Below are 18,955 nucleotides of genomic sequence, written 5' to 3' on the forward strand. Positions count from 1 at the left end.
AAAAGGCGGGTATCATAGCCCACCCGGACCCGCCCCAGGAGTCGTCCCATGCGTCAGAAACCCGAGGTGCTCGCCCGCGAGATCGTCGCCAAGAGCCGCCTGTTCGCAGTCGAAGAGCTGCAATTGCGCTTCGCCAACGGCGTCGAGCGGACCTACGAGCGCCTGGTGGGCAAGGGCCAGGGCTACGGCGCGGTGATGGTGGTGGCGCTGCTGGACGCCGAGCACGCGGTGCTGGTGGAGGAATACTGCGCCGGCGTCGACGAGTACCAGCTGTCGCTGCCCAAGGGGCTGGTGGAGCCGGGCGAGGACGTGCTGGCCGCGGCCAACCGCGAGCTGAAGGAAGAAGCCGGCTACGGCGCCGGGCGGCTGGAGCACATCACCGAGCTGTCGCTGTCGCCGGGCTACATGAGCCAGCGCATCCAGGTGGTGCTGGCCCGCGACCTCTACCCCGAAAGCCTGCCGGGCGACGAGCCTGAGCCGCTGCGGGTGGACCGCATCAACCTGCGCGAGCTGTCGAGCCTGGCGCAGAACGCCGCCTTCAGCGAAGGCCGCGCCCTGGCCGCGCTCTACCTGGTGCGCGATATCCTGACCCAGCGTGGGGAGCTGCAGCTCTGATGCAAGACCTGATTCCATCCGTCGTGGCGCTGGTACAGCGCGCCGGCGACGTCATCCTGCCGTTCTGGCGCAGCGAACTGAAAGTCGACGTGAAGGCCGATGCCTCGCCGGTGACCGCCGCCGACCTGGCCGCCCACCGTGTGCTGGAAGAGGGCCTGCGGGCGCTGGCGCCGGAAGTGCCGGTGCTGTCCGAGGAGGACTGCGCCATCGCCCTGGCCGAGCGCCGCCAGTGGTCGCGCTGGTGGCTGGTCGATCCGCTGGACGGCACCAAGGAGTTCATCGCCGGCAGCGAGGAATTCACCGTCAACGTCGCCCTCATCGAGCACGGCAAGGTGCTGTTCGGCGTGGTGGGCGTGCCGGCCACCGGCCGCTGCTACCACGGCGGCGCCAGTCTGGGCGCCTGGCGCCAGGACGCGGGCGGCGCGCCGGAACCGATCAGCGTGCGCAACGCGCCCGCCGAAGCCTTCACCGTGGTGGCCAGCAAGCGCCACTCCAGCCCGGCCCAGGAGCGCCTGCTGGCCGGCCTGGGCGAGCGCTTCGGCGACCTGACGCTGGCCAACATCGGCAGCTCGTTGAAGTTCTGCCTGCTCGCCGAGGGCGCGGCCGACTGCTACCCGCGCCTGGCGCCCACCTCGCAGTGGGACACCGCCGCGGCCCAGGGCGTACTGGAAGGCGCCGGCGGCGAAGTGCTGGACCTGCGCGGCGAGGCCTTCACCTACGAGGCCCGCGAGGATTACCTGAACGGCTCCTTCCTGGCCCTGCCGAAGGCGGCCGCCTGGCGCGACGAGCTGATCCAGCTGGCCCGCGCGCTGGATTGATTTCACGCGCCCTGCGCGCGAAATCGCTTCCCGTAGGAGCGGACCTTGTCCGCGATAGCCGGACACACCGGCGCGATTCGCGGATAAGATCCGCTCCTACGCCACGCCTCCGCGCCATTCCCCTGTAGGAGCGCGCCCTGCGCGCGATTTCGCGGGCAGGGCCAGCTCCTACTGGCAAGCGAAGCGGTTCGCGAGCAAGCTTGCGCCTACAGACCGATCATCATCGCCGTGACTTTCCATGCCTGAATTACCCGAAGTCGAAACCACCCGCCGGGGCATCGCGCCCTATCTCGAAGGCCAGCGCGTCAGCCGTGTGGTCGTCCGCGACCGGCGCCTGCGCTGGCCGGTGCCCGAGGACCTGGACGTGCGCCTGTCCGGGCAGCGCATCCTGAGCGTGGGGCGGCGGGCCAAGTACCTGCTGCTGGAGGCCGAGGCGGGCACGCTGATCAGCCACCTGGGCATGTCCGGCAGCCTGCGCCTGGTGGAATGCGGGCTGGCGGCGGCCAAGCACGAGCACGTGGACATCGAGCTGGAGTCGGGCCTGGCGCTGCGCTACACCGACCCGCGGCGCTTCGGCGCGCTGCTCTGGAGCCAGGCGCCGCTGGAGCACGAGTTGCTGCGCCACCTGGGCCCGGAGCCGCTGACCGACGCCTTCGAGGGCGAGCGCCTGTTCCAGCTGTCCCGCGGCCGCAGCATGGCGGTCAAGCCGTTCATCATGGACAACGCCGTGGTGGTCGGGGTGGGCAACATCTACGCCACCGAGGCGCTGTTCGCCGCCGGCATCGACCCGCGCCGCGAGGCCGGGAGCATCTCGCGGGCGCGCTACCTGAAGCTGGCCGAGGAGATCAAGCGCATCCTGGCCATCGCCATCGAGCGCGGCGGCACCACCCTGCGCGACTTCGTCGGCGGCGACGGCCAGCCGGGCTACTTCCAGCAGGAGCTGTTCGTCTACGGCCGCGGCGGGGAGTTCTGCAAGGTCTGCGGCGGCACCCTGCGCGAGGTGCGCCTGGGCCAGCGCGCCAGCGTCTACTGTCCGCGCTGCCAACGCTGAGCGGGCGCTTTTCCGCTATTGCTATTGGGCGGTTCGCGAAGAGCGGCCGTCTGTAGGAGCGAGCTTGCTCGCGAACCATGTCCTGCACCCATAACAACAAGAAGGTCCATCGATGTCCGGCAACTACCTGCCCCCCAACCCTTTCGCCGAGTGGCTCGGCCGCAGCATGCTGAAAGCCGCCGGCTGGCGCATCGAAGGCGCGCTGCCGGCCCTGGACAAGTTCGTGGTGATAGGCGCGCACCACACCTCCAACTGGGATTTCATGCTGTTCCTGGCGGCCAAGTTCGTGCTGCGCCTGAACGCCCGCTGGTTCGCCAAGCACACCCTGTTCCGCCGGCCGTTCGGCGGCCTGTTGCGGCGCTGGGGCGGCATCCCGATCCGGCGCCACCTCAAGCTGAACACCGTGGACCAGGCGGTGCAGGCCTTCCGCGACAGCCGCGAGATGATGTTGATCATCTCCCCCGAGGGCACGCGCAAGAAGGTCGAGCGCTGGAAGATGGGCTTCTACCACATCGCCCGCGGCGCCGGGGTTCCGGTGGTGTTGGCCGCGCTGGACTACGGCAACCGGCGCATCGTCATCGGCGAGCCGTTCTGGCCCAGCGGCGACGAAGCGGCCGACCTGGGGCGGATGCTGGCCTTCTACCGCCCCTTCGTACCGCGCAAGCCGGCATACGCCTTCCTCGGCGGTTGATGGCCATCACGCTGACAAGCCCTGTCGCGCTGATATAGTTAATGGCAGTCTGCCTGCCAACCCAGCATGAAAAAGGATTTACGCCATGAACCTGTTCCGCGCCCTGGCCGTCGTTCTGGCCCTGACCCTCGGCCTGTCGGCCGTTCCCGCCCAGGCCTCCGACGCGATCAGCAACACCTCCAGCGGGGACCCGATCTACAGCACCAACTCGCCGCCGTTCTACAAGATGCTCGGCGACCTGATCATCGCCCGCCCGCTGCTGCTGGGCGCCACCGTGATCGGCACCGCGGCCTTCATCGTCAGCCTGCCGTTCACCGCCCTGGGCGGCAACGTCAAGGAAGCCGGCCAGGCCCTGGTGGTGGACCCGGGCAAGGCCACCTTCGTGCGCTGCCTGGGCTGCACCGAAAGCGGCTACAAGCAGGACTGACCCTGCCGCGCCGGTGATGCCGGCGCGCCCTTCCCGAGGGGGTCATGGCCCGTAGCGAATTGAAGAAGCACCTGCGCCCGCTGCTCCTGCTGCTGGCGGCGGGCGTGCTCGGCTACGCCTTCTGGTCCAGCGCCGGGCTGCTGCAGCTGGGCGCCGGCCTGGCGCTGTTCCTGTTCGGCATGCAGTGCCTGGAGGAGGGCCTGCGCGACCTGGCCGGCAGCCAGTTGGAGCTGTGGCTCGAACGCAGCACCTCGACACCGTCCAAGAGCCTGCTGTTCGGCCTGTGCGGCACCTTCGTGCTGCAGTCCAGCACCCTGGTCTCGCTGCTCACCATCGCCTTCATCAGCACCGGGCTGATCCAGCTGGCCAGCGGCATCGCCATCCTCTTCGGCGCCAACCTCGGCGCCACCAGCGGCATCTGGCTGCTGGCCCTGGCCGGGCAGAACCTGAGCCTCAGCCCCCTGGCCCTGCCGCTGCTGGTGTTCGGCGTGCTGGCCGGCTTCAACGGGCCGAAGAGCAAGGCCGCCGGGCGCATCCTCATGGGCATCGCCTTCATCTTCCTGGGCATCGACCAGATCAAGGACGGCTTCTCCAGCTTCGGCGACGCCCTGGACATGACCGGCCTGCAGGCCGAAGGCGTGCTGGGGGCCTTGCTGTTCGTCGGCATCGGCACGCTGATCACCGTGGTGCTGCAGTCCAGCCATGCCACCCTGATGCTGACCCTGGCGGCCCTGGCCGGCGGCCAGCTGGAGCTGGGCCAGAGCCTGGCCATCGCCATCGGCTCCAACGTCGGCAGCAGCGTCACCACCGCCTTCGTCGGCTCCCTGGGCGGCAACCGCAACGGCCAGCGCCTGGCCCTGGCCCACGTGCTGTTCAACCTGGTCAGCGGGGTACTCGCCTTCGCCCTGCTGGCGCCGTTGACCTGGCTGGTGCGCTGGCTGACCGCCCAGGTCGGCCTGGGCGACAACCTGCTGATCCAGCTGGCGCTGTTCCATACCCTGTTCAACGGCATGGGAGTGTTGCTGTTCTGGCCGCTGCAGACGTGCCTGGCGCAGTGGCTGATCCGCTGGCTGCCGGACGTGGAGGAGCCTTCGGTGCTGATCACCGACCTGGCCCCGGCGACGGCGGCGCCACTGCCGGAGCGCACCCATGCGCGCTACCTCAGCGAGCGCGCCCTGGACTCGGCGGACGCCGCCGCCAGCGCGGTGACCCAGGAGCTGCAGCACCTGGGGCGCCTGAGCATCGAGGTGATCTGCCACGCGCTCTACCTGCCGGTGGACCTGCTCAACCAGCCGAAGGTGGACGAGGCCGCCCTGCAGGCGGGGCCGGAGCGCTTCGCCATGGACGCCCAGGCGCTCTACCAGCAGCACATCAAGGGCGTGTACGGCGACCTGCTGAGCTTCATGGGGCGCCTGGAGACGCCGCTGGACGAGGCCCACCAGCATTTCTGGATGGCCTGCCAGGTGGCGGCGCTGCAACTGGTGGACGCGGTGAAGGACGCCAAGCACCTGCAGAAGAACCTGGGCGTGGCCCTGCAGGGCGAGCCTTCGGTGGCGCGGGACTGCTACCTGGAACTGCGCCGCCACCTGCTGGGCGCGCTGCGCGAGGTACGCGCCATCGGCGCCCTGGACCCCCGCCAGCTACCGGAAGGCGCCTGGGCCGCGCGCCTGGCGCTGTTCGACGAGCAGGCCGCGCAGTTCGACGGCGCCTTCCGCAACCACCTGTTCGCCGCGGTGCGCCGCCATGAACTGGACGGCGCCCAGACCAGCTCGCTGATGAACGACCTGGGTTACGCCAGCCGTATCGTGCAGAGCCTGCGCAACGTGCTGCAGCTGCGCGTCGAGCAGGGCCTGGACGGCGCCCTGCCCGAGCGCGCCGCCGACGAGGCGTCGCCGCTGCTGGTGCCCTGACTCAGTAGTGTACCGTGGTCCCGGCGGCCAGGCCGATGCCGCGCGGGTCGCTGGCGGCGTCCACGTTCCCGGTCTTCTTGCGCCACAGCAGCACCTGCTGGTTGCCGTAGGATGGCGCGACTTCCTTGAGGCTGTAGCCACGGCCGGCCAGCTCGGCCTTCTGCGCATCGGTGAAGGTGCGCGGCTCGTGCTCCAGCACGTCGGGCAGGTACTGGTTGTGGTAGCGCGGCGCGCCCACCCAGTTCTGCACCGAGCGGCCGTCCAGGTACTGCAGCATGGCCAGCAGCACCATGCTGGGGATGCGGCTGCCGCCCGGGGTGCCGAAGGCCGCCAGTTCCCCGGGGCTCTCGATGAAGCTCGGGCTCATGCTCGACAGCGGGCGCTTGCCGGGGGCGATGGCATTGGCCGCGCTGCCGGCCAGGCCATAGGCGTTGCTGCCCTGGATGTCGGCGGCGAAGTCGTCCATTTCGTCATTGAGCAGCACGCCGGTGCCGGGCGCGGTGAAGGCGGCGCCGAACGGCAGGTTGACCGAGAGGGTGGCGGCCACCGCGTTGCCCTGTTCGTCGATCACCACGAAGTGCGTGGTGTGGTCGCCTTCGCGCCAGCTCGGCGCCGGCGGCAGGGTGGCGCTGGGGGTGGCGCGGCGCGGGTCGATGCCGGCGGCCAGGCGCTTGAGGTAGTCGGGGGCCAGCAGTTGCTGCACCGGGTTGGCGATGCGGTCGGGGTCGCCGAGCATGCTGCGGTCGTGGTAGGCGCGGCGCAGGACTTCGGCCACGTAGTGCACGCGCTGGATCGGCTCGGCCTTCTGCCAGGGCAGCTGGGCCAGCATGCCCAGGCTCTGGGCGATGGCCACGCCGCCGGCCGAGGGCGGCGGCGCGCTGACCAGCTCGCGGCCTTCGCCCAGCGGGTAGCGCAGCGGCTGGCGCTCCACCACCTGGTAGCTGCGCAGGTCTTCCAGGCTCCAGATGCCGCCGGCGGCGCGCACGCCCTGCACCAGCTTGTCCGCCGTCTCGCCTTCGTAGAAGCCGCTGCGGCCGTAGCGCGCCAGGCGCGACAGGGTGTCGGCCAGCTCCGGCTGGCGCAGCAGGTCCCATTCCTCGGGCAGGTTGCCCTGCTGCAGGAAGATGCGCGAGGTCTCGCGGTCCTTGCGCATGGCCTCCAGGCGGCCGGCGGCGCGGGTGATGTAGATGCGGTCGACGGAGACGCCGTCGGTGGCCAGGCGGATCGCCGGCACCAGGTTGTCGGCCAGCGGCTTGCGGCCGAAGCGGCTGGTGATTTCCACCAGGGCCGCGGGCAGGCCGGGGATGGCGGCGGCCAGGGGGCCGTTCAGCGACAGTTCCGGTTGCACCTTGCCGTTGCGCACGTACATCTGCGCGCTGGCGGCCAGCGGCGCGCGCTCGCGGGCGTCGATGAAGCGGTAGCTGGGCGTCGGTCCGGCCTGGCGCAGGAGGAAGAAGCCGCCACCGCCCAGGCCCGAACTGTAGGGCTCCGCCACCGCCAGCGCGGCGGCGATGGCCACCGCGGCGTCGAAGGCGTTGCCGCCGCCGGCGAGGGTTTCCAGGCCGGCCACGGTGGCCGCCGGGTGGGCGCTGGCCACGGTGGCCTGGGCCACCGGCTGGCTGGCGGCGTGGACGCTGGCGGCGCCGAGCAGCAGCAGGCCGCAGGAGAGGGCGAGGGAATGGAAACAGCGGTTCAGCAGGGACATGGCATCTCACGAATCGTCGGGCGGCCCCGGACCGGCGTCCGGGAAAAACCACGGGAGCGAATTGGGAGGATAGACAATCCCGCTGCTTCGCGGTTGCCGAGTGCGCTGTGGGAAGCCGGCGATCGGCCTGTCAAGCCGCCGGGGTCAGGCCTTGCCGGTGAGCTTGAGGTACTTCTGCATCAGTTCGTCCTTGCTCTCGACATGGGCGTCGTCGAGGGGGATGCAGTCCACCGGGCAGACCTGCTGGCACTGCGGCTCGTCGTAGTGGCCGACGCACTCGGTGCACAGGTTGGGGTCGATCACGTAGATCTCCTCGCCCTGGGAGATGGCGCCGTTCGGGCACTCGGGTTCGCAGACGTCGCAGTTGATGCAGTCGTCGGTGATTTTCAGGGACATCGAAAAACTCCGGCCTTGGCGCGTGGCCAGGCTGTCAGCAAGGGAATTGCTGCAATTTTGCCGCATTGGCGTGCGCGTTGCACGCCGGCCGGATCAATTGCCGCCTTCCCTGGCGGCGCGCAGGCGCTGGATCAGCGCTTGAAGCGCTCGGCCAGGGCGGCGGATACCGCCGGGTGCACGAATTTGGTGATGTCGCCGCCCAGGGCGGCTATTTCGCGGACCAGGGTCGAGGAGATGTACGAGTACTTCTCCGAGGGGGTGAGGAACATGCTCTCCACGTCCGGGGCGAGCTGGCGGTTCATGTTGGCCAGCTGGAACTCGTACTCGAAGTCCGATACCGCGCGCAGGCCGCGCAGCAGGATGTTGGCGTTCTGCTCCTTGACGAAGTGCGCGAGCAGGGTGGAGAAGCCGACGACTTCGACGTTGGGCAGGTGCGAGGTGACCTGGCGCGCCAGTTCGACCCGTTGTTCCAGGGGGAACAGGGGGTTCTTCTTGGGGCTGGCGGCGACGGCGATGATCACCTGGTCGAACAGGCGCGAGGCCCGCTCGACCAGGTCGGCATGGCCTTTGGTGATGGGGTCGAAGGTACCCGGGTACAGCACTCGGTTCATCGCAGCGTCCTGGTGGTTCAAGGGGCAGGCGTGGGCATTGGCGGGGCTGGATGGTAACGCAGCAGCCCGGATGGGCCAAGCGACCTTGGTAGTGCCCGCCGGCGCGGACTACCTGATTTTTCCCGGCGAATGCCGCCGGCCGGCGCGCAAGGCCCGTGGCAGAGCCTTCGCGCCGGGAGCGGGGCTCAGGCCTTGCCGAGGCGTTCGGCGAGGCCGCTGGCCAGTTGCGCGGTGAGGCCGTAGACCGACAGCTGCGGGTTGGCGCCGATGCTGGTGGGGAACAGCGAGCCGTCGTGGATCGACAGGTTCTCCAGCTGGTGGTGGCGGCCGAGGCTGTCGCACACCGACTGCTTCGGGTCCTCGCCCATGGCGCAGCCGCCCATCACGTGGGCGCTGCCCAGGCGGGTGCGGTACAGCTCCAGGCTCAGGCCGTCGATCAGCGCGCGGGCCTCGGCCGGGGTCTTCACGTAGCCGGCGTCGGTGTGCAGCGGCAGCACTTCGCGGGCGCCGGCGGCGAACTGCACCTCGGCCATGGTGTGGAAGGCGCGGCGGATGCCGTCCCAGGTGTAGTCGGTCATGTGGTAGTCGAGCACCGGGGTGTCGTCGCCGCGCAGGCTCACGCTGCCCACTGCGCTGTCCGGGTGGAAGCCGTCGCGCATCAGGGCGAGGATCATGTTGGTGTGCGGCAGCTGCTCCATGCGCAGGGCGTTCTCCACGCCGAAGCTGCCCAGCAGGGTGGCGGCCAGCGCCGGTTGCAGCGGCGGCACTTCGAGCTTGTAGGACATGCGCCCGGTGGCGCCGTCGTCCCACTGGAAGTGGTCGGAGTAGATCGACTGCGGCGCGCCGTAGAAGGGGTTGACCACCTGCTCGAACAGCGCGGCGCTGAAGTTCACCACGTGCAGGAAGGTGCGCTGGCCGACGCGGCCGTTGGGGTCCGGGGCCTTGGAGCGCAGCAACACCGCCGGGCTGTTGATGCCGCCGCCGGCGAGCACGTAGTGGCGCGCCTTGACGGTGACCTTGCGGCCGGTGGGCGCCACGCAGCGGGCGTCCATGGCCAGGCATTCCAGGCCGCCGACCTTGTCGCCGTCCAGCAGCAGGCGGTTGGCGCGGGCCAGGAACAGCAGTTCGCCGCCCCTGTCGAGGGTGGCCGGGATGGTGGTGACCAGCATCGACTGCTTGGCGTTGGTCGGGCAGCCCATCCCGCAGTAGCCGAGGTTCCAGCAGCCGCGCACGTTGCGCGGGATGACCTTCCAGTGATAGCCGAGCTTCTCGCAGCCCAGGCGGATCACATCGTTGTTGAAGTTCGGCGGCATGATCCAGGGCGCCACGCCCAGGCGCTCTTCCATCCTGGCGAACCAGGGCGCCATCTCCGCCGGGCTGTGGCCCTTGACGCCATGCTCCTTGGCCCAGTGTTCCAGGGTAGCGTCCGGGGTGCGGAAGCTGGAGGTCCAGTTGACCAGGGTGGTGCCGCCCACGGCGCGGCCCTGGAGGATGGTGATGGCCCCGTCCTTGCTCATCCGCCCGACGCCTTCCTGGTACAGGCTGGAGTAGGCCTCCGGCTCCTGCAGCTTGAAGTCGGAGCTGGTCTTGAGCGGGCCTTCCTCCACCAGCAGCACCTTGTAGCCGGCGCCGCTGAGGATTTCCGCGGTGGTGCCGCCGCCAGCGCCGGAGCCGATGACGACCACGTCGGTTTCCAGTGTCAGGTCGTTGTCCAGGCGCGAGCCGTCGTGGACTTTCCAGCCGCGGGCCAGGCCTTCGGCGAACAGATCGGGTACGGGCATCAGGGGTACTCTCGGGAATTCTTGTTATGGGAGTGGCGGGGCTCAGACCTTCGGCGGCCCGGGGTAGCCGCAGTGCGCCCAGGATTCCGGGCGCCCGTACCAGGCCATCATCACCAGCTGCAGCAGCGAGCTGTGGCCCATCTTCAGCAGGCCGATGGCGCTGTTCTGCCAGCGCTCCAGGAAATGCCGCACGTCGTCCGCGCTGGCCTTCTCCCAGCTGCCCCAGACGCCGGTGAGCGGGCCGCGGGTGACCGGCAGAGCCAGCACGTCGAACAGCTGCACGGTGAGCTTGAGCATCTCCTGCGAGAGGTGGTCGAGGGTGTGGTCCAGGCCCGCGAGGGTGCCCTGCACCGCCTCGGCCATGCGCTCGGCCGGCACGGCGCCAGCCAGCATCACCGGGATCAGGGCGCGCAGGAAGGGCAGGTCGGATTCGCGGATGACCTTCATGCCGCTGGCCGGGGTGCTGGCCGAGCAGCCGCTGAGGGTGGCGGTGACGCCGGCCGTGGCCAGGAAGGCGCCGCCGAGCAGGCCGATCTTGAGCACGCCGCGCCGGGAGAGTCCCGGCGCGCTCAGGGAGGTGTCTGTCATTCTTGTTGTTTCACCTGGGTGGAGTACGCGGTCTCAGCGGATGAACAGCTTGTAGACCAGTTTCTGCAGCGACTTGCCGTAGGGCGGGTAGATCACCCGGGCGGCGTTGAAGCGCGGCTTGCTGAACACCGCCTTGGCCTTGCTGAAGGTGAGGAAGCCTTCGTGGCCGTGGTAGTGGCCCATGCCCGAGGGGCCGACGCCGCCGAAGGGCATGTCGTCCTGGGCGACGTGCAGCAGGGTGTCGTTCAGGCATACGCCGCCGGAGTGGGTCTGCGCCAGCACGTGGTCCTGCTCGCGCTTGTCGTAACCAAAGTAGTACAGCGCCAGCGGCCGCGGCCGGTCGTTGATGTAGGCCAGGGCCTCGTCCAGGCGCTGGTAGGGGATGATCGGCAGCAGCGGGCCGAAGATTTCGTCCTGCATCACCTTCATGTCGTCGTCGACGTTCAGCAGCAGCGCCTGGGGCAGGCGCCGCCCGCTGGCTTCCGGCAGCAGGCGGATGACCTGCGCGCCCTTGGCCTCGGCGTCGCTCAGGTAGCCGTTGAGACGGGCCAGTTGGCGTTCGTTGATGATGGCAGTGTAGTCCGGGTTGTTCTCCACACTGGGGAAGAAGCCCTGCACCACCTCGCGGTAGGCGCTGACGAACTCCTCGACGCGTTGTTGCGGCACCAGCACGTAGTCCGGCGCCACGCAGGTCTGCCCGGCGTTGAGCGACTTGCCGAAGGCGATGCGTTCGGCGGCGTCCTTGATCGGCACGTTCTCCGAGACCAGCGCCGGCGACTTGCCGCCCAGCTCCAGGGTGACCGGGGTGAGGTTCTCCGCCGCGGCGCGCATCACGTGCTTGCCGACGCTGGTGGCGCCGGTGAACAGCAGGTGGTCGAAGGGCAGCTTGGAGAAGGCCACGCCGACGTCCACCTCGCCCTGGACCACGGCCACCAGGTCCTCGGGGAAGACCTTGGCCAGCAGCTCCTTGAGCACCTGGGCGGTGGCCGGGGTGGACTCGCTCATCTTGATCATCACCCGGTTGCCGGCGGCCAGGGCCGCGGTCAGCGGGCCGATGGCGAGGAACAGCGGGTAGTTCCACGGCACTATCACACCGGCCACGCCCAGCGGCTGGTATTCCACGCGGGCCGAGGCCGGCATGAACTGCATGCCGACGCTGCGCCGCGAGGGCTTCATCCAGCGCGCCACGCGTTTGCGCGCGTAGTGCACGCCGTGCAGGCTGGGCATGATCTCGGCCAGGCGGGTCTCGTCGGCGGAGCGGTTGCTGAAGTCGCGGGAAATGGCGTCGATGATCGGCTGCTGCTCGCGCACCAGCAGGTCGGCCAGGCTCCTGAGCCATTGCTGGCGCTGGCCGGCGCTGGGCAGCGGGTTGGCGCGGTAGGCCTGGCGCTGGCGCTCGAACAGGCTCTGAAGCTGGTTGATGTCCTGCTGCGTCTGCTGCAGGTAGGCGATGTCGGCGACCATGGCGGGCTCCTCGGCGGACCGGCTGGGGGAAGCGCTCCGGGTGGGGGGACGCTTCGCGTTGTGCTTGTCGCTGGATTTTTAGAGCAATTACTCTAAAGTGTCAAATAGCATGCCGCGCCAACGCCGCGCGGCCCACCCAACGAAAAGCTGGGCGAGCGCCCGGAGTGTTACGCCGGCTGCACCGTACGTAGCAATCCGTGTACCTTTGCCCCTTGCCGTAGAAAAGTGATTCCGAGCCCGCGCATGGCCCCACGCATCAAGACCCGCGACCGCATCGTCCAGGAGAGCCTGGCGCTGTTCAACGCCCAGGGCGAGCGCAGCGTCACCACCAACCACATCGCCGCGCACCTGGGGATTTCCCCGGGCAACCTGTACTACCACTTCCGCAACAAGCAGGCGATCATCGCCGAGCTGTTCGCCGAGTACGAGGCGCGGGTGGACGACTTCCTGCGCCTGCCCGACGGCCGCGCGCTGACCATCGAGGACAAGACCTTCTACCTGGAGGCGCTGCTGGCGGCCATGTGGCGCTACCGCTTCCTGCACCGGGACCTGGAGCACCTGCTGGAAAGCGACGCGGAGCTGGCCGCGGCCTACCGCGCCTTCGCCCGGCGCGCGCTGGTGAACGCCAAGGCCATCTACCGCGGCTTCGTCGAGGCCGGCATCCTGCGGATGGACGAGATCCAGCTGGAGGCCCTGACCCTCAATGCCTGGATCATCCTCACCTCCTGGGTGCGCTTCCTCTGCACCACCCACCAGGTCATCGGCGACCTCAGCGAGGAGCTGCTGCGGCGCGGCATCTACCAGGTGCTGGCGCTGGAGAGCGGGCACATCGCCGAGGATTCGCAGGCGGCGGTGGAGCGGATTGCCGACAGGCTGTACGTGCCCTTGACGGAAAGTCCTTCGCAGGGCGCGTGAGTTATCCACAGGGATGATCGCGGACTGCGTCCTACGTTTGGCTTTTCGTAGGAGCGAGCTTGCTCGCGAACGGGCGTCTGCCGGTTGCCTCGGTGCGAAGCTGAGTTCCTTTCCCTCTCCCCAGCCCTCTCCCTGAAGGGAGAGGGGGCTTGTCCGTGCCGAGACAAGGCAAGGTTTCAGCCGGAAGCCTTCGGTGTTGCCGGCTGACTGCGGGACCTCCAACCCTGCCCAACGGTCCCCTCTCCCTTCAGGGAGAGGGTTAGGGAGAGGGCGCTCTTGGGCGAACACCAAACACTCACCGGCATACGCCCGTTCGCGAGCAAGCTCGCTCCTACGAAAAGCCAAATCGGCCCCGCCGGTATCAATCTTTGCGCGGCCCAGGCACCAGCGGCTGGCGCAGTTCCAGGCCATGGCGGAGGAAGAAATCCTCGACGCCATCGGTCGCGTCGGTATAAAGGCGCGCGCCGGGATGGTCGGCGATGAAGCGCTGCATCAGCGAAGTGCCGATGCCACGGCCCTGGTGAGCGGGCAGCACCGCCAGCTCGGCCAGCCAGGTGGTCTGGGCGTTCTCCGGCTCGGCGCGGAGCAGGCCGACCACCTGCTCGCCCTCGCTGGCCAGCAGCACGTAGCCGGAAGATTCGCAGAGATCGCGCAATTCGTCCGCGTCGTTCGGGTGGCCCCAGCCGACGGTGCGGTAGAGCGCCGCTATGCCAACGCACTGGGCGTCGTCCAGTGAGGTGACGCGGTGAATCCGGATGGTCGCTTCGCTCATGGCTTCCCCTCCTTGCCCTTTGGCGCCTCCAGCCTGGACCATCGCTGGCCGGCCGATGCTGATCCCGGTCAAGCCCGCGTCAGCCGGCGCTGCCGTGCAGGGCCAGCAGCCAGTCGGGGATGCGCCTTTCCAGATAGTAGTCCGGTCGTCCCGGCGTGCCGCCGATGAAGCCCACATGGCCGCCGTGCTCGTGCAGCTCCAACTGGGTGCTGGCCGAGAGTTCGTCCGCCGGCGGGATGCTGCCGGCGTCGATGAAGGGGTCGTCGCTGGAGTGGATGATCAGCGTCGGGGTATGGATGCCGCCCAGGTAGAAGCGGCTGGAGGCGCGCTTGTAGTAGTCGTGGGCGTCGGCGAAGCCGTGCAGCGGCGCGGTGACGCGGCCGTCGAAATCCCAGAAGGTGCGCATGCCGTCCAGCGGGCCCAGGCGCTCCAGGGCCGCCAGGTGCTCCTGGGCGCCGCGCTCGGCGAAGCTCTGCTGCTTGTTGCGCACGTAGGCCACCAGTTCGCGCATGAAGTGCGCCTGGTAGATGCGCGAGAAACCGATACCGATGCGGTCGGCGCAGCGGTCCAGGCGGAACGGCACCGACACCGCCACGGCGCCGCGCAGCGGGCTGTCGCCACCGCGCTCGCCAAGGTACTTGAGCAGCACGTTGCCGCCCAGCGAATAGCCCACCGCGTACAGCGGCGCCAGCGGGCGCATGCGCCGCAGGTGCTCGATGACCGCCGCCAGGTCCTCGCTGATGCCCGAGTGGTAGCCGCGCGGCAGCAGGTTGGGCTCGCCCGAGCAACCGCGCCAGTTCAGCGCCACGCTGGCCCAGCCGCGGGCCTGCAGGGCGAACTGCAGGCCGCGGATGTAGTGCGAGTCGGAAGAACCGGTCAGCCCGTGGACGGCCAGCACCAGCGGCGTGCGGGCGTTGTGCGGGCCATGCCAGTCGAGGTCGAGGAAGTCGCCATCCTCCAGCCACAGCCGCTCGCGCTCGCGCTGCAGCACCGGCGCCTTGCGCAGCAGCGAGCCGTAGAGCGTCTGCAGATGCGGGCCGGGGAGCCACCAGGCGGATTGGAAGGCGGTCGTCATGTGGGCACGGGTCAGTTGCGGATGAGGTTCATGCTCTGCGCCACGAGCAGTGCGATGGCAGCCAGGGCATTGTGGTTGATCTTCGGTTCGTCGTCGTGTTTGAAGTGGCTACCAAGGTGCGCGCATAGCCGGCGATGACGCTCACCAGGCCCCGCGCCTCGGGCAGGCTGGCCTGGTCGTGGAACAGCGTCCGTTCCAGTTCGCGAACCCGTGCCTGCTGGGCTTTCAGGCGTTGCTCGTTGAGTGCGTAACCCTGAACCAGATAGTCCTTGAGCACCTGGTTGGCCCAGATGCGGAAGCGTGTGCCTTGCCGGGAGTTGACGCGGTAGCCGACGGAGATGATGGCGTCGAGGTGGTAATGCTTGAGCCGGCGCTGCACCTTTCGCCGGCCTTCCTCGCGAACTACTAAGAAATCCTTAGTAGTTGTCTCTTCCTGCAACTCGCCTTCCCGGTAGATGTTCCTCAGGTGCATCAGCACGTTTTCCGGCGTCGTGGCGAACAGCTCTGCCATCTGCCTCTGAGTCAGCCAGGCGCTTTCGCCTTCCAGACGAACTTCGGTGGTCTGGCCGCTGTCATCCGCCTGATAAATGGCGATGGGGCTCTGCGTCGGTTCGTCCATTGGCTGCTCCTTGCGCCAGGTGGTTTGGCTTATTGGCTGCTGCGCCGCCACAGCGCGTAATGCACATTCCCCGCCTGCTTCTCCCTATGCAGCCGCCAGTTGGCCGGCAGGCCGAGGCTGGAGGGGACGCTTTCGCTCTCGGTGTAGACCCAGGCGTCGGGGGCCAGCCAGCCGTTTTCCTCCAGCAGGCGGCAGGCGTTCTGCAGCAGGTCCTGGTGGAAGGGCGGGTCGAGGAATACCAGGTCCACCGTCTCGGGGGCCGGCTTGGCCAGGTAGGCGAGGGCGTCCTGCAACTGCACTTCGCCGTTCTCGCATTTCAGCGTGGCCAGGTGGCCGCGCAGGGCGGCCACGGCTTCGCGGTTCAGGTCCAGGGCGGTGCCGCGGCTGGCGCCGCGGGACAGGGCTTCGAGGAAGAGCGCGCCGCTGCCGGCGAAGGGGTCGAGCACGCGGGCGCCGGGCACGTAGGCGGCCAGCCAGTTGAACAGGGTTTCGCGCACCCGGTCGGGGGTCGGGCGCAGGCCCGGGCCCTCGGGGAAGGCGAAGCGGCGGCTGCGCCATTCCCCGCCGATGATGCGCAGCTGGCCCTGCCCGCCGTGCTGGCGGGCGGCCTGGGCGGGGGCCTTGGGTCGTCTGTTCATCAATGCTCCGGAACGCCGAGGGGCTGTTCGGCCGGTTTGTCGGTGGGCGGCGGCAGCGGTTTCTGCGGCACGGTCGGGCCGGCGGTGACGACGACGAAGGCGTCCGGGTCGACGTGGCGCTGCATGGCCGCCTTGACCTTGTCCACGTCCAGCGCCTGGACCTGGGCCAGGAAGGTCTCCAGGTAGTCCGAGGACAGGCCGTAGAAGCCGATGGCGCCGAGCTGGCCGACGATGTCGGCGTTGCTCGCGGTGGACAGCGGGAAGCTGCCGGCCAGCTCGCGCTTGGCGTCGTCCAGTTCCTTCTGCGTCGGGCCGTTCTTCACGTAGTCGCGGACTATGTCCTGGACCAGCCTGAGGGTGCCCTCGCTCAGCTCGGCGCGGGTCTGCAGGCCGATGGTGAAGGGGCCGCGCGCCTGCATGCCGGTGAAGCCGGAGGACACGCCATAGGTCAGCCCGCGCTTCTCGCGCACCTGGTCCATCAGGCGGGTGCCGAAGCCGCCGCCGCCGAGGATCTGGTTGCCCAGGTAGAGCGCCGGGTAGTCCGGGTCGTTGCGGGTGATGCCGAGCTGGGCCAGCAGCAGGTGGGTCTGCTTGGAGGGGAACTCGATGTGGCTGGCGCCGGGCTTGGGCACCTGCGCCATGGCCACCGGCGGCAGCGCCGGGCCCTTGGGCAGCGAGGCGGAGACCTTGGCGGCGATGGCCTCGGCCTCGGCGCGGCTGAGGTCGCCGACCAGCGCGATCACCGTGTTGCCGGCGGCGTAGCCCTTCTGGTGGAAGGCGCGCAGCTGGGCGGTGCCGATCTTCGGCACCGACTGCTCGTTGCCGTCGCTGGAATGGGCGTAGGGGTGGTCGCCGTAGAGGCGCTTGAACAGTTCCAGTCCGGCCAGCTTGCCGGGGTTCTGCTTCTGGTACTCGAAGCCGGCCAGCACCTGGTTCTTGATGCGCGCCAGGGCTTCCTCGGGGAAGGTCGGCTGGCCCACCACCTGGTCGAACAGGGCCACGGCGGCGTCGCGCTTGTCCTTCTCGCTCAGGCTGCGCAGGCCGGCCACCGCCATGTCGCGGTAGGAGCCGTTCATGAAGTCGGCGCCCAGGTCCTCGAAACCGGCGGCGATGGCGCTGGTGTCCTTGCCCGGCACGCCTTCGTTGAGCATGGCGTTGGTCAGCATGGCCAGGCCGGGGGCGTCGCCGTCCTGGCTGCTGCCGGCGGCGAAGGTCAGGCGCAGGTCGAACATCGGCAGCTCGTGGGCCTCGACGAAGAGCACGCGGGCGCCTTCGGCGGTGGTCCAGCGCTGGATGTCCAGCTGGCGGTGGCCGGGTTTCTTGCCGGCGGCCTCGGCCAGCGACTGCAGGCCGCTGGGTGTTGCCGTGGCCGGCGCCTGCGGGGTGGGGTTGCTGCCGCCGGCGGGGCGGCTGACGCAGAACGCCAGGCCGGCGACCAGCAGCAGGACGACCAGGCCGAGCAGGCCGTAGCGCAGGCCGTTTCGTTCAGTCATGGGTCGGCTCCTTGTCGGTATCGGCTTGCGGCAGCACCTGGGCGAGGGTCAGGCGCGAACGGACGAAATAGGTGCGGGCGGCCTTCTGGATGTCTTCGGCGGTGACCTGGCGGATGGCTTCCAGGTCCTGGTCGGCGAGGCGCCAGGACAGGCCGACGCTCTCCAGCTGGCCGATGCTGCTGGCCTGGGCGGCGATGGAGTCGCGCTCGAAGACCAGCCCGGCGATCAGCTGGGCGCGCACGCGCTCCAGTTCTTCCTGGCTGGGCGGGGTGGTCTTGAGCTCGTCGAGCTGCTGCCAGAGGGCCTTCTCCACCTGCTCCAGGGTCTTGCCCTTCTGCACGTTGGGGGTGGCGCTCAGGGTGAACAGGGTGTCGCCGCGGGCGAAGGCGTCGTAGGAGGCGGAGGCGCCGGCCACCAGTTCCTGGCCGCGCTCCAGGCGCGCGGACAGGCGGGCGCTGTAGCCGCCGTCGAGCAGCGCGGAGACCAGCCGCAGGGCGTGCGCCTCGCGCGGGTTCTCGCTGCTGCCCAGGCTGGGCACGTTGAAGCCCATGATCAGGCTGGGCAGCTGGGTGCGCACCTGGAGGGTCAGCCGGCGCTCGCCCGGGTCGGGCACTTCCAGCGGCTTGCGCGCCGGCGGCAGTTCGCGCCGCGGGATGTCGCCGAACCAGCGCTGGGCCAGGGCCCTGACCTCCTCGGGCTGGACGTCGCCGACCACCACCAGGGTGGCGTTGTTCGGCGCGTACCAGGCCTTGTACCAGGCGCGCAGGTCGTCGATGGTCATGCGCTGCAGGTCGGCCATCCAGCCGATGGTCGGCGAGTGGTAGCCGCTGGACAGGTAGGCCGCCGCCTTGAAGCGCTCGTAGGCCAGGGCGTAGGGCTTGTCCTCGGTGCGCAGGCGGCGTTCTTCCTTGATCACCTCGATCTCGCTCTTGAACTGGTCGGCCGGCAGCGTCAGGTGCGCCATGCGGTCGGCCTCCAGCTCGAAGGCCACCGGCAGGCGGTCCTTGGCCAGCACCTGGTAGTAGGCGGTGTAGTCGTCGGTGGTGAAGGCGTTCTCCTCGGCGCCGAGGTCGCGCAGGATGCGCGAGGCCTCGCCCGGGCCCATCTTGCTGCTGCCCTTGAACATCATGTGCTCCAGGGCGTGGGACAGGCCGGTGAGGCCGGGCGTCTCGTAGCTGGAGCCGATCCTGTACCAGAGCTGGGAGACCACCACGGGGGCGCGGTGGTCTTCGCGAACTACCAGCTTGAGCCCGTTGTCCAGTACGTATTCGTGGGTCGGCTGGGGTTCGGCGGCGAGGGCGAACAGCGGCAGGCAGAGCACGCCCCAGAGCAGGCCGAGCGTGCGGCGTGGAGGGTTTTTCATGGTCGAACGGATCCTTGCTGATG

19 protein-coding genes are annotated in these 18,955 nt (G+C 69.3%); 7 read left to right on the forward strand and 12 right to left on the reverse strand.

Going from position 1 to position 18,955, the window contains the following annotated elements; genetic code table 11:
* The first annotated feature begins 48 nt into the window (after positions 1 to 48).
* From nudE to VV867_RS26450, 6 genes are all read left to right on the forward strand, one after another.
* A complete protein-coding gene (gene nudE, locus VV867_RS26425) occupies positions 49 to 615 on the forward strand; it encodes an ADP compounds hydrolase NudE (RefSeq protein WP_089390989.1) in 567 nt (188 codons plus the stop codon).
* Positions 615 to 1,433 (forward strand): 3'(2'),5'-bisphosphate nucleotidase CysQ, encoded by an 819-nt coding sequence (gene cysQ, locus VV867_RS26430; protein WP_109935084.1) that lies wholly within the window; start codon positions 615 to 617, stop codon positions 1,431 to 1,433. Before nudE ends, cysQ begins: the two co-directional genes overlap by 1 nt.
* A gap of 238 nt (positions 1,434 to 1,671) precedes the next feature.
* Positions 1,672 to 2,484 (forward strand): bifunctional DNA-formamidopyrimidine glycosylase/DNA-(apurinic or apyrimidinic site) lyase, encoded by an 813-nt coding sequence (gene mutM / locus VV867_RS26435; RefSeq protein WP_109935085.1) that lies wholly within the window; start codon positions 1,672 to 1,674, stop codon positions 2,482 to 2,484.
* 112 nt (positions 2,485 to 2,596) lie between these two features.
* The gene (locus tag VV867_RS26440) at positions 2,597 to 3,175 is read left to right on the forward strand and encodes a lysophospholipid acyltransferase family protein (RefSeq protein WP_109935086.1); all 579 of its coding nucleotides are present in this window, start codon (positions 2,597 to 2,599) and stop codon (positions 3,173 to 3,175) included.
* Between the two features lie 85 nt (positions 3,176 to 3,260).
* The gene (locus tag VV867_RS26445) at positions 3,261 to 3,602 is read left to right on the forward strand and encodes a multidrug transporter (RefSeq protein ID WP_089390985.1); all 342 of its coding nucleotides are present in this window, start codon (positions 3,261 to 3,263) and stop codon (positions 3,600 to 3,602) included.
* A 44-nt stretch (positions 3,603 to 3,646) separates the two neighbouring features.
* Positions 3,647 to 5,512, forward strand: a complete 1,866-nt coding sequence (locus tag VV867_RS26450; RefSeq protein ID WP_328567986.1) for a Na/Pi cotransporter family protein — start codon at positions 3,647 to 3,649, stop codon at positions 5,510 to 5,512.
* A 1-nt stretch (position 5,513) separates the two neighbouring features.
* On the opposite strand, the gene ggt is transcribed toward VV867_RS26450, so the two are convergent.
* From ggt to VV867_RS26480, 6 genes are all read right to left on the reverse strand, one after another.
* On the reverse strand, positions 5,514 to 7,217 hold the full coding sequence (gene ggt, locus VV867_RS26455) for a gamma-glutamyltransferase (protein WP_275627925.1): 1,704 nt from the start codon (positions 7,215 to 7,217) through the stop codon (positions 5,514 to 5,516).
* Between the two features lie 144 nt (positions 7,218 to 7,361).
* Positions 7,362 to 7,613 carry a YfhL family 4Fe-4S dicluster ferredoxin gene (locus VV867_RS26460; protein ID WP_089390982.1) on the reverse strand — a complete coding sequence of 84 codons (252 nt, stop codon included), beginning with the start codon at positions 7,611 to 7,613 and terminating at the stop codon, positions 7,362 to 7,364.
* A gap of 131 nt (positions 7,614 to 7,744) precedes the next feature.
* Entirely contained in the window at positions 7,745 to 8,224 is a 480-nt protein-coding gene (gene coaD, locus VV867_RS26465; protein ID WP_109935089.1) for a pantetheine-phosphate adenylyltransferase, read from the reverse strand.
* Positions 8,225 to 8,409: 185 nt separating this feature from the next.
* Positions 8,410 to 10,005, reverse strand: a complete 1,596-nt coding sequence (locus VV867_RS26470; RefSeq protein WP_275627924.1) for a GMC family oxidoreductase — start codon at positions 10,003 to 10,005, stop codon at positions 8,410 to 8,412.
* A gap of 42 nt (positions 10,006 to 10,047) precedes the next feature.
* Positions 10,048 to 10,593: a twin-arginine translocation pathway signal protein gene (locus VV867_RS26475; protein ID WP_275627923.1), complete on the reverse strand. Its 546-nt coding sequence runs from the start codon at positions 10,591 to 10,593 to the stop codon at positions 10,048 to 10,050.
* Positions 10,594 to 10,626: 33 nt separating this feature from the next.
* Positions 10,627 to 12,057, reverse strand: a complete 1,431-nt coding sequence (locus tag VV867_RS26480) for a coniferyl aldehyde dehydrogenase (protein WP_109935092.1) — start codon at positions 12,055 to 12,057, stop codon at positions 10,627 to 10,629.
* A 243-nt stretch (positions 12,058 to 12,300) separates the two neighbouring features.
* On the opposite strand from VV867_RS26480, the gene VV867_RS26485 reads away from it, so the two are divergent.
* Positions 12,301 to 12,972: a TetR/AcrR family transcriptional regulator gene (locus tag VV867_RS26485; RefSeq protein ID WP_328567987.1), complete on the forward strand. Its 672-nt coding sequence runs from the start codon at positions 12,301 to 12,303 to the stop codon at positions 12,970 to 12,972.
* A gap of 361 nt (positions 12,973 to 13,333) precedes the next feature.
* On the opposite strand, the gene VV867_RS26490 is transcribed toward VV867_RS26485, so the two are convergent.
* From VV867_RS26490 to VV867_RS26515, 6 genes are all read right to left on the reverse strand, one after another.
* Positions 13,334 to 13,744, reverse strand: a complete 411-nt coding sequence (locus VV867_RS26490) for a GNAT family N-acetyltransferase (RefSeq protein WP_275627921.1) — start codon at positions 13,742 to 13,744, stop codon at positions 13,334 to 13,336.
* A 79-nt stretch (positions 13,745 to 13,823) separates the two neighbouring features.
* A complete protein-coding gene (locus VV867_RS26495; protein WP_328567988.1) occupies positions 13,824 to 14,819 on the reverse strand; it encodes a hydrolase in 996 nt (331 codons plus the stop codon).
* A gap of 28 nt (positions 14,820 to 14,847) precedes the next feature.
* A complete protein-coding gene (locus tag VV867_RS26500; protein ID WP_275627919.1) occupies positions 14,848 to 15,438 on the reverse strand; it encodes a virulence RhuM family protein in 591 nt (196 codons plus the stop codon).
* 29 nt (positions 15,439 to 15,467) lie between these two features.
* Positions 15,468 to 16,076 (reverse strand): 16S rRNA (guanine(966)-N(2))-methyltransferase RsmD, encoded by a 609-nt coding sequence (gene rsmD / locus VV867_RS26505; RefSeq protein ID WP_328567989.1) that lies wholly within the window; start codon positions 16,074 to 16,076, stop codon positions 15,468 to 15,470.
* Positions 16,076 to 17,569: a M16 family metallopeptidase gene (locus tag VV867_RS26510; protein WP_328567990.1), complete on the reverse strand. Its 1,494-nt coding sequence runs from the start codon at positions 17,567 to 17,569 to the stop codon at positions 16,076 to 16,078. The genes rsmD and VV867_RS26510 overlap by 1 nt, the downstream gene beginning before the upstream one ends.
* Positions 17,562 to 18,932 (reverse strand): M16 family metallopeptidase, encoded by a 1,371-nt coding sequence (locus VV867_RS26515; protein ID WP_328567991.1) that lies wholly within the window; start codon positions 18,930 to 18,932, stop codon positions 17,562 to 17,564. Before VV867_RS26515 ends, VV867_RS26510 begins: the two co-directional genes overlap by 8 nt.
* Between the last annotated feature and the right edge of the window lie 23 nt (positions 18,933 to 18,955).

This window comes from Pseudomonas sp. JH-2 (assembly GCF_036231725.1).
GTDB classification, from domain to species: domain Bacteria; phylum Pseudomonadota; class Gammaproteobacteria; order Pseudomonadales; family Pseudomonadaceae; genus Pseudomonas; species Pseudomonas delhiensis.

Bases quoted from the DNA above. Each gene is read 5' to 3' on its own strand.
- nudE (WP_089390989.1), top strand. From the start codon at position 49: ATGCGTCAGAAACCCGAGGTGCTCGCCCGCGAGATCGTCGCCAAGAGC.
- cysQ (WP_109935084.1), top strand. From the start codon at position 615: ATGCAAGACCTGATTCCATCCGTCGTGGCGCTGGTACAGCGCGCCGGC.
- mutM (WP_109935085.1), top strand. From the start codon at position 1,672: ATGCCTGAATTACCCGAAGTCGAAACCACCCGCCGGGGCATCGCGCCC.
- VV867_RS26440 (WP_109935086.1), top strand. From the start codon at position 2,597: ATGTCCGGCAACTACCTGCCCCCCAACCCTTTCGCCGAGTGGCTCGGC.
- VV867_RS26445 (WP_089390985.1), top strand. From the start codon at position 3,261: ATGAACCTGTTCCGCGCCCTGGCCGTCGTTCTGGCCCTGACCCTCGGC.
- VV867_RS26450 (WP_328567986.1), top strand. From the start codon at position 3,647: ATGGCCCGTAGCGAATTGAAGAAGCACCTGCGCCCGCTGCTCCTGCTG.
- ggt (WP_275627925.1), bottom strand. From the start codon at position 7,217: ATGTCCCTGCTGAACCGCTGTTTCCATTCCCTCGCCCTCTCCTGCGGC.
- VV867_RS26460 (WP_089390982.1), bottom strand. From the start codon at position 7,613: ATGTCCCTGAAAATCACCGACGACTGCATCAACTGCGACGTCTGCGAA.
- coaD (WP_109935089.1), bottom strand. From the start codon at position 8,224: ATGAACCGAGTGCTGTACCCGGGTACCTTCGACCCCATCACCAAAGGC.
- VV867_RS26470 (WP_275627924.1), bottom strand. From the start codon at position 10,005: ATGCCCGTACCCGATCTGTTCGCCGAAGGCCTGGCCCGCGGCTGGAAA.
- VV867_RS26475 (WP_275627923.1), bottom strand. From the start codon at position 10,593: ATGACAGACACCTCCCTGAGCGCGCCGGGACTCTCCCGGCGCGGCGTG.
- VV867_RS26480 (WP_109935092.1), bottom strand. From the start codon at position 12,057: ATGGTCGCCGACATCGCCTACCTGCAGCAGACGCAGCAGGACATCAAC.
- VV867_RS26485 (WP_328567987.1), top strand. From the start codon at position 12,301: ATGGCCCCACGCATCAAGACCCGCGACCGCATCGTCCAGGAGAGCCTG.
- VV867_RS26490 (WP_275627921.1), bottom strand. From the start codon at position 13,744: ATGAGCGAAGCGACCATCCGGATTCACCGCGTCACCTCACTGGACGAC.
- VV867_RS26495 (WP_328567988.1), bottom strand. From the start codon at position 14,819: ATGACGACCGCCTTCCAATCCGCCTGGTGGCTCCCCGGCCCGCATCTG.
- VV867_RS26500 (WP_275627919.1), bottom strand. From the start codon at position 15,438: ATGGACGAACCGACGCAGAGCCCCATCGCCATTTATCAGGCGGATGAC.
- rsmD (WP_328567989.1), bottom strand. From the start codon at position 16,076: ATGAACAGACGACCCAAGGCCCCCGCCCAGGCCGCCCGCCAGCACGGC.
- VV867_RS26510 (WP_328567990.1), bottom strand. From the start codon at position 17,569: ATGACTGAACGAAACGGCCTGCGCTACGGCCTGCTCGGCCTGGTCGTC.
- VV867_RS26515 (WP_328567991.1), bottom strand. From the start codon at position 18,932: ATGAAAAACCCTCCACGCCGCACGCTCGGCCTGCTCTGGGGCGTGCTC.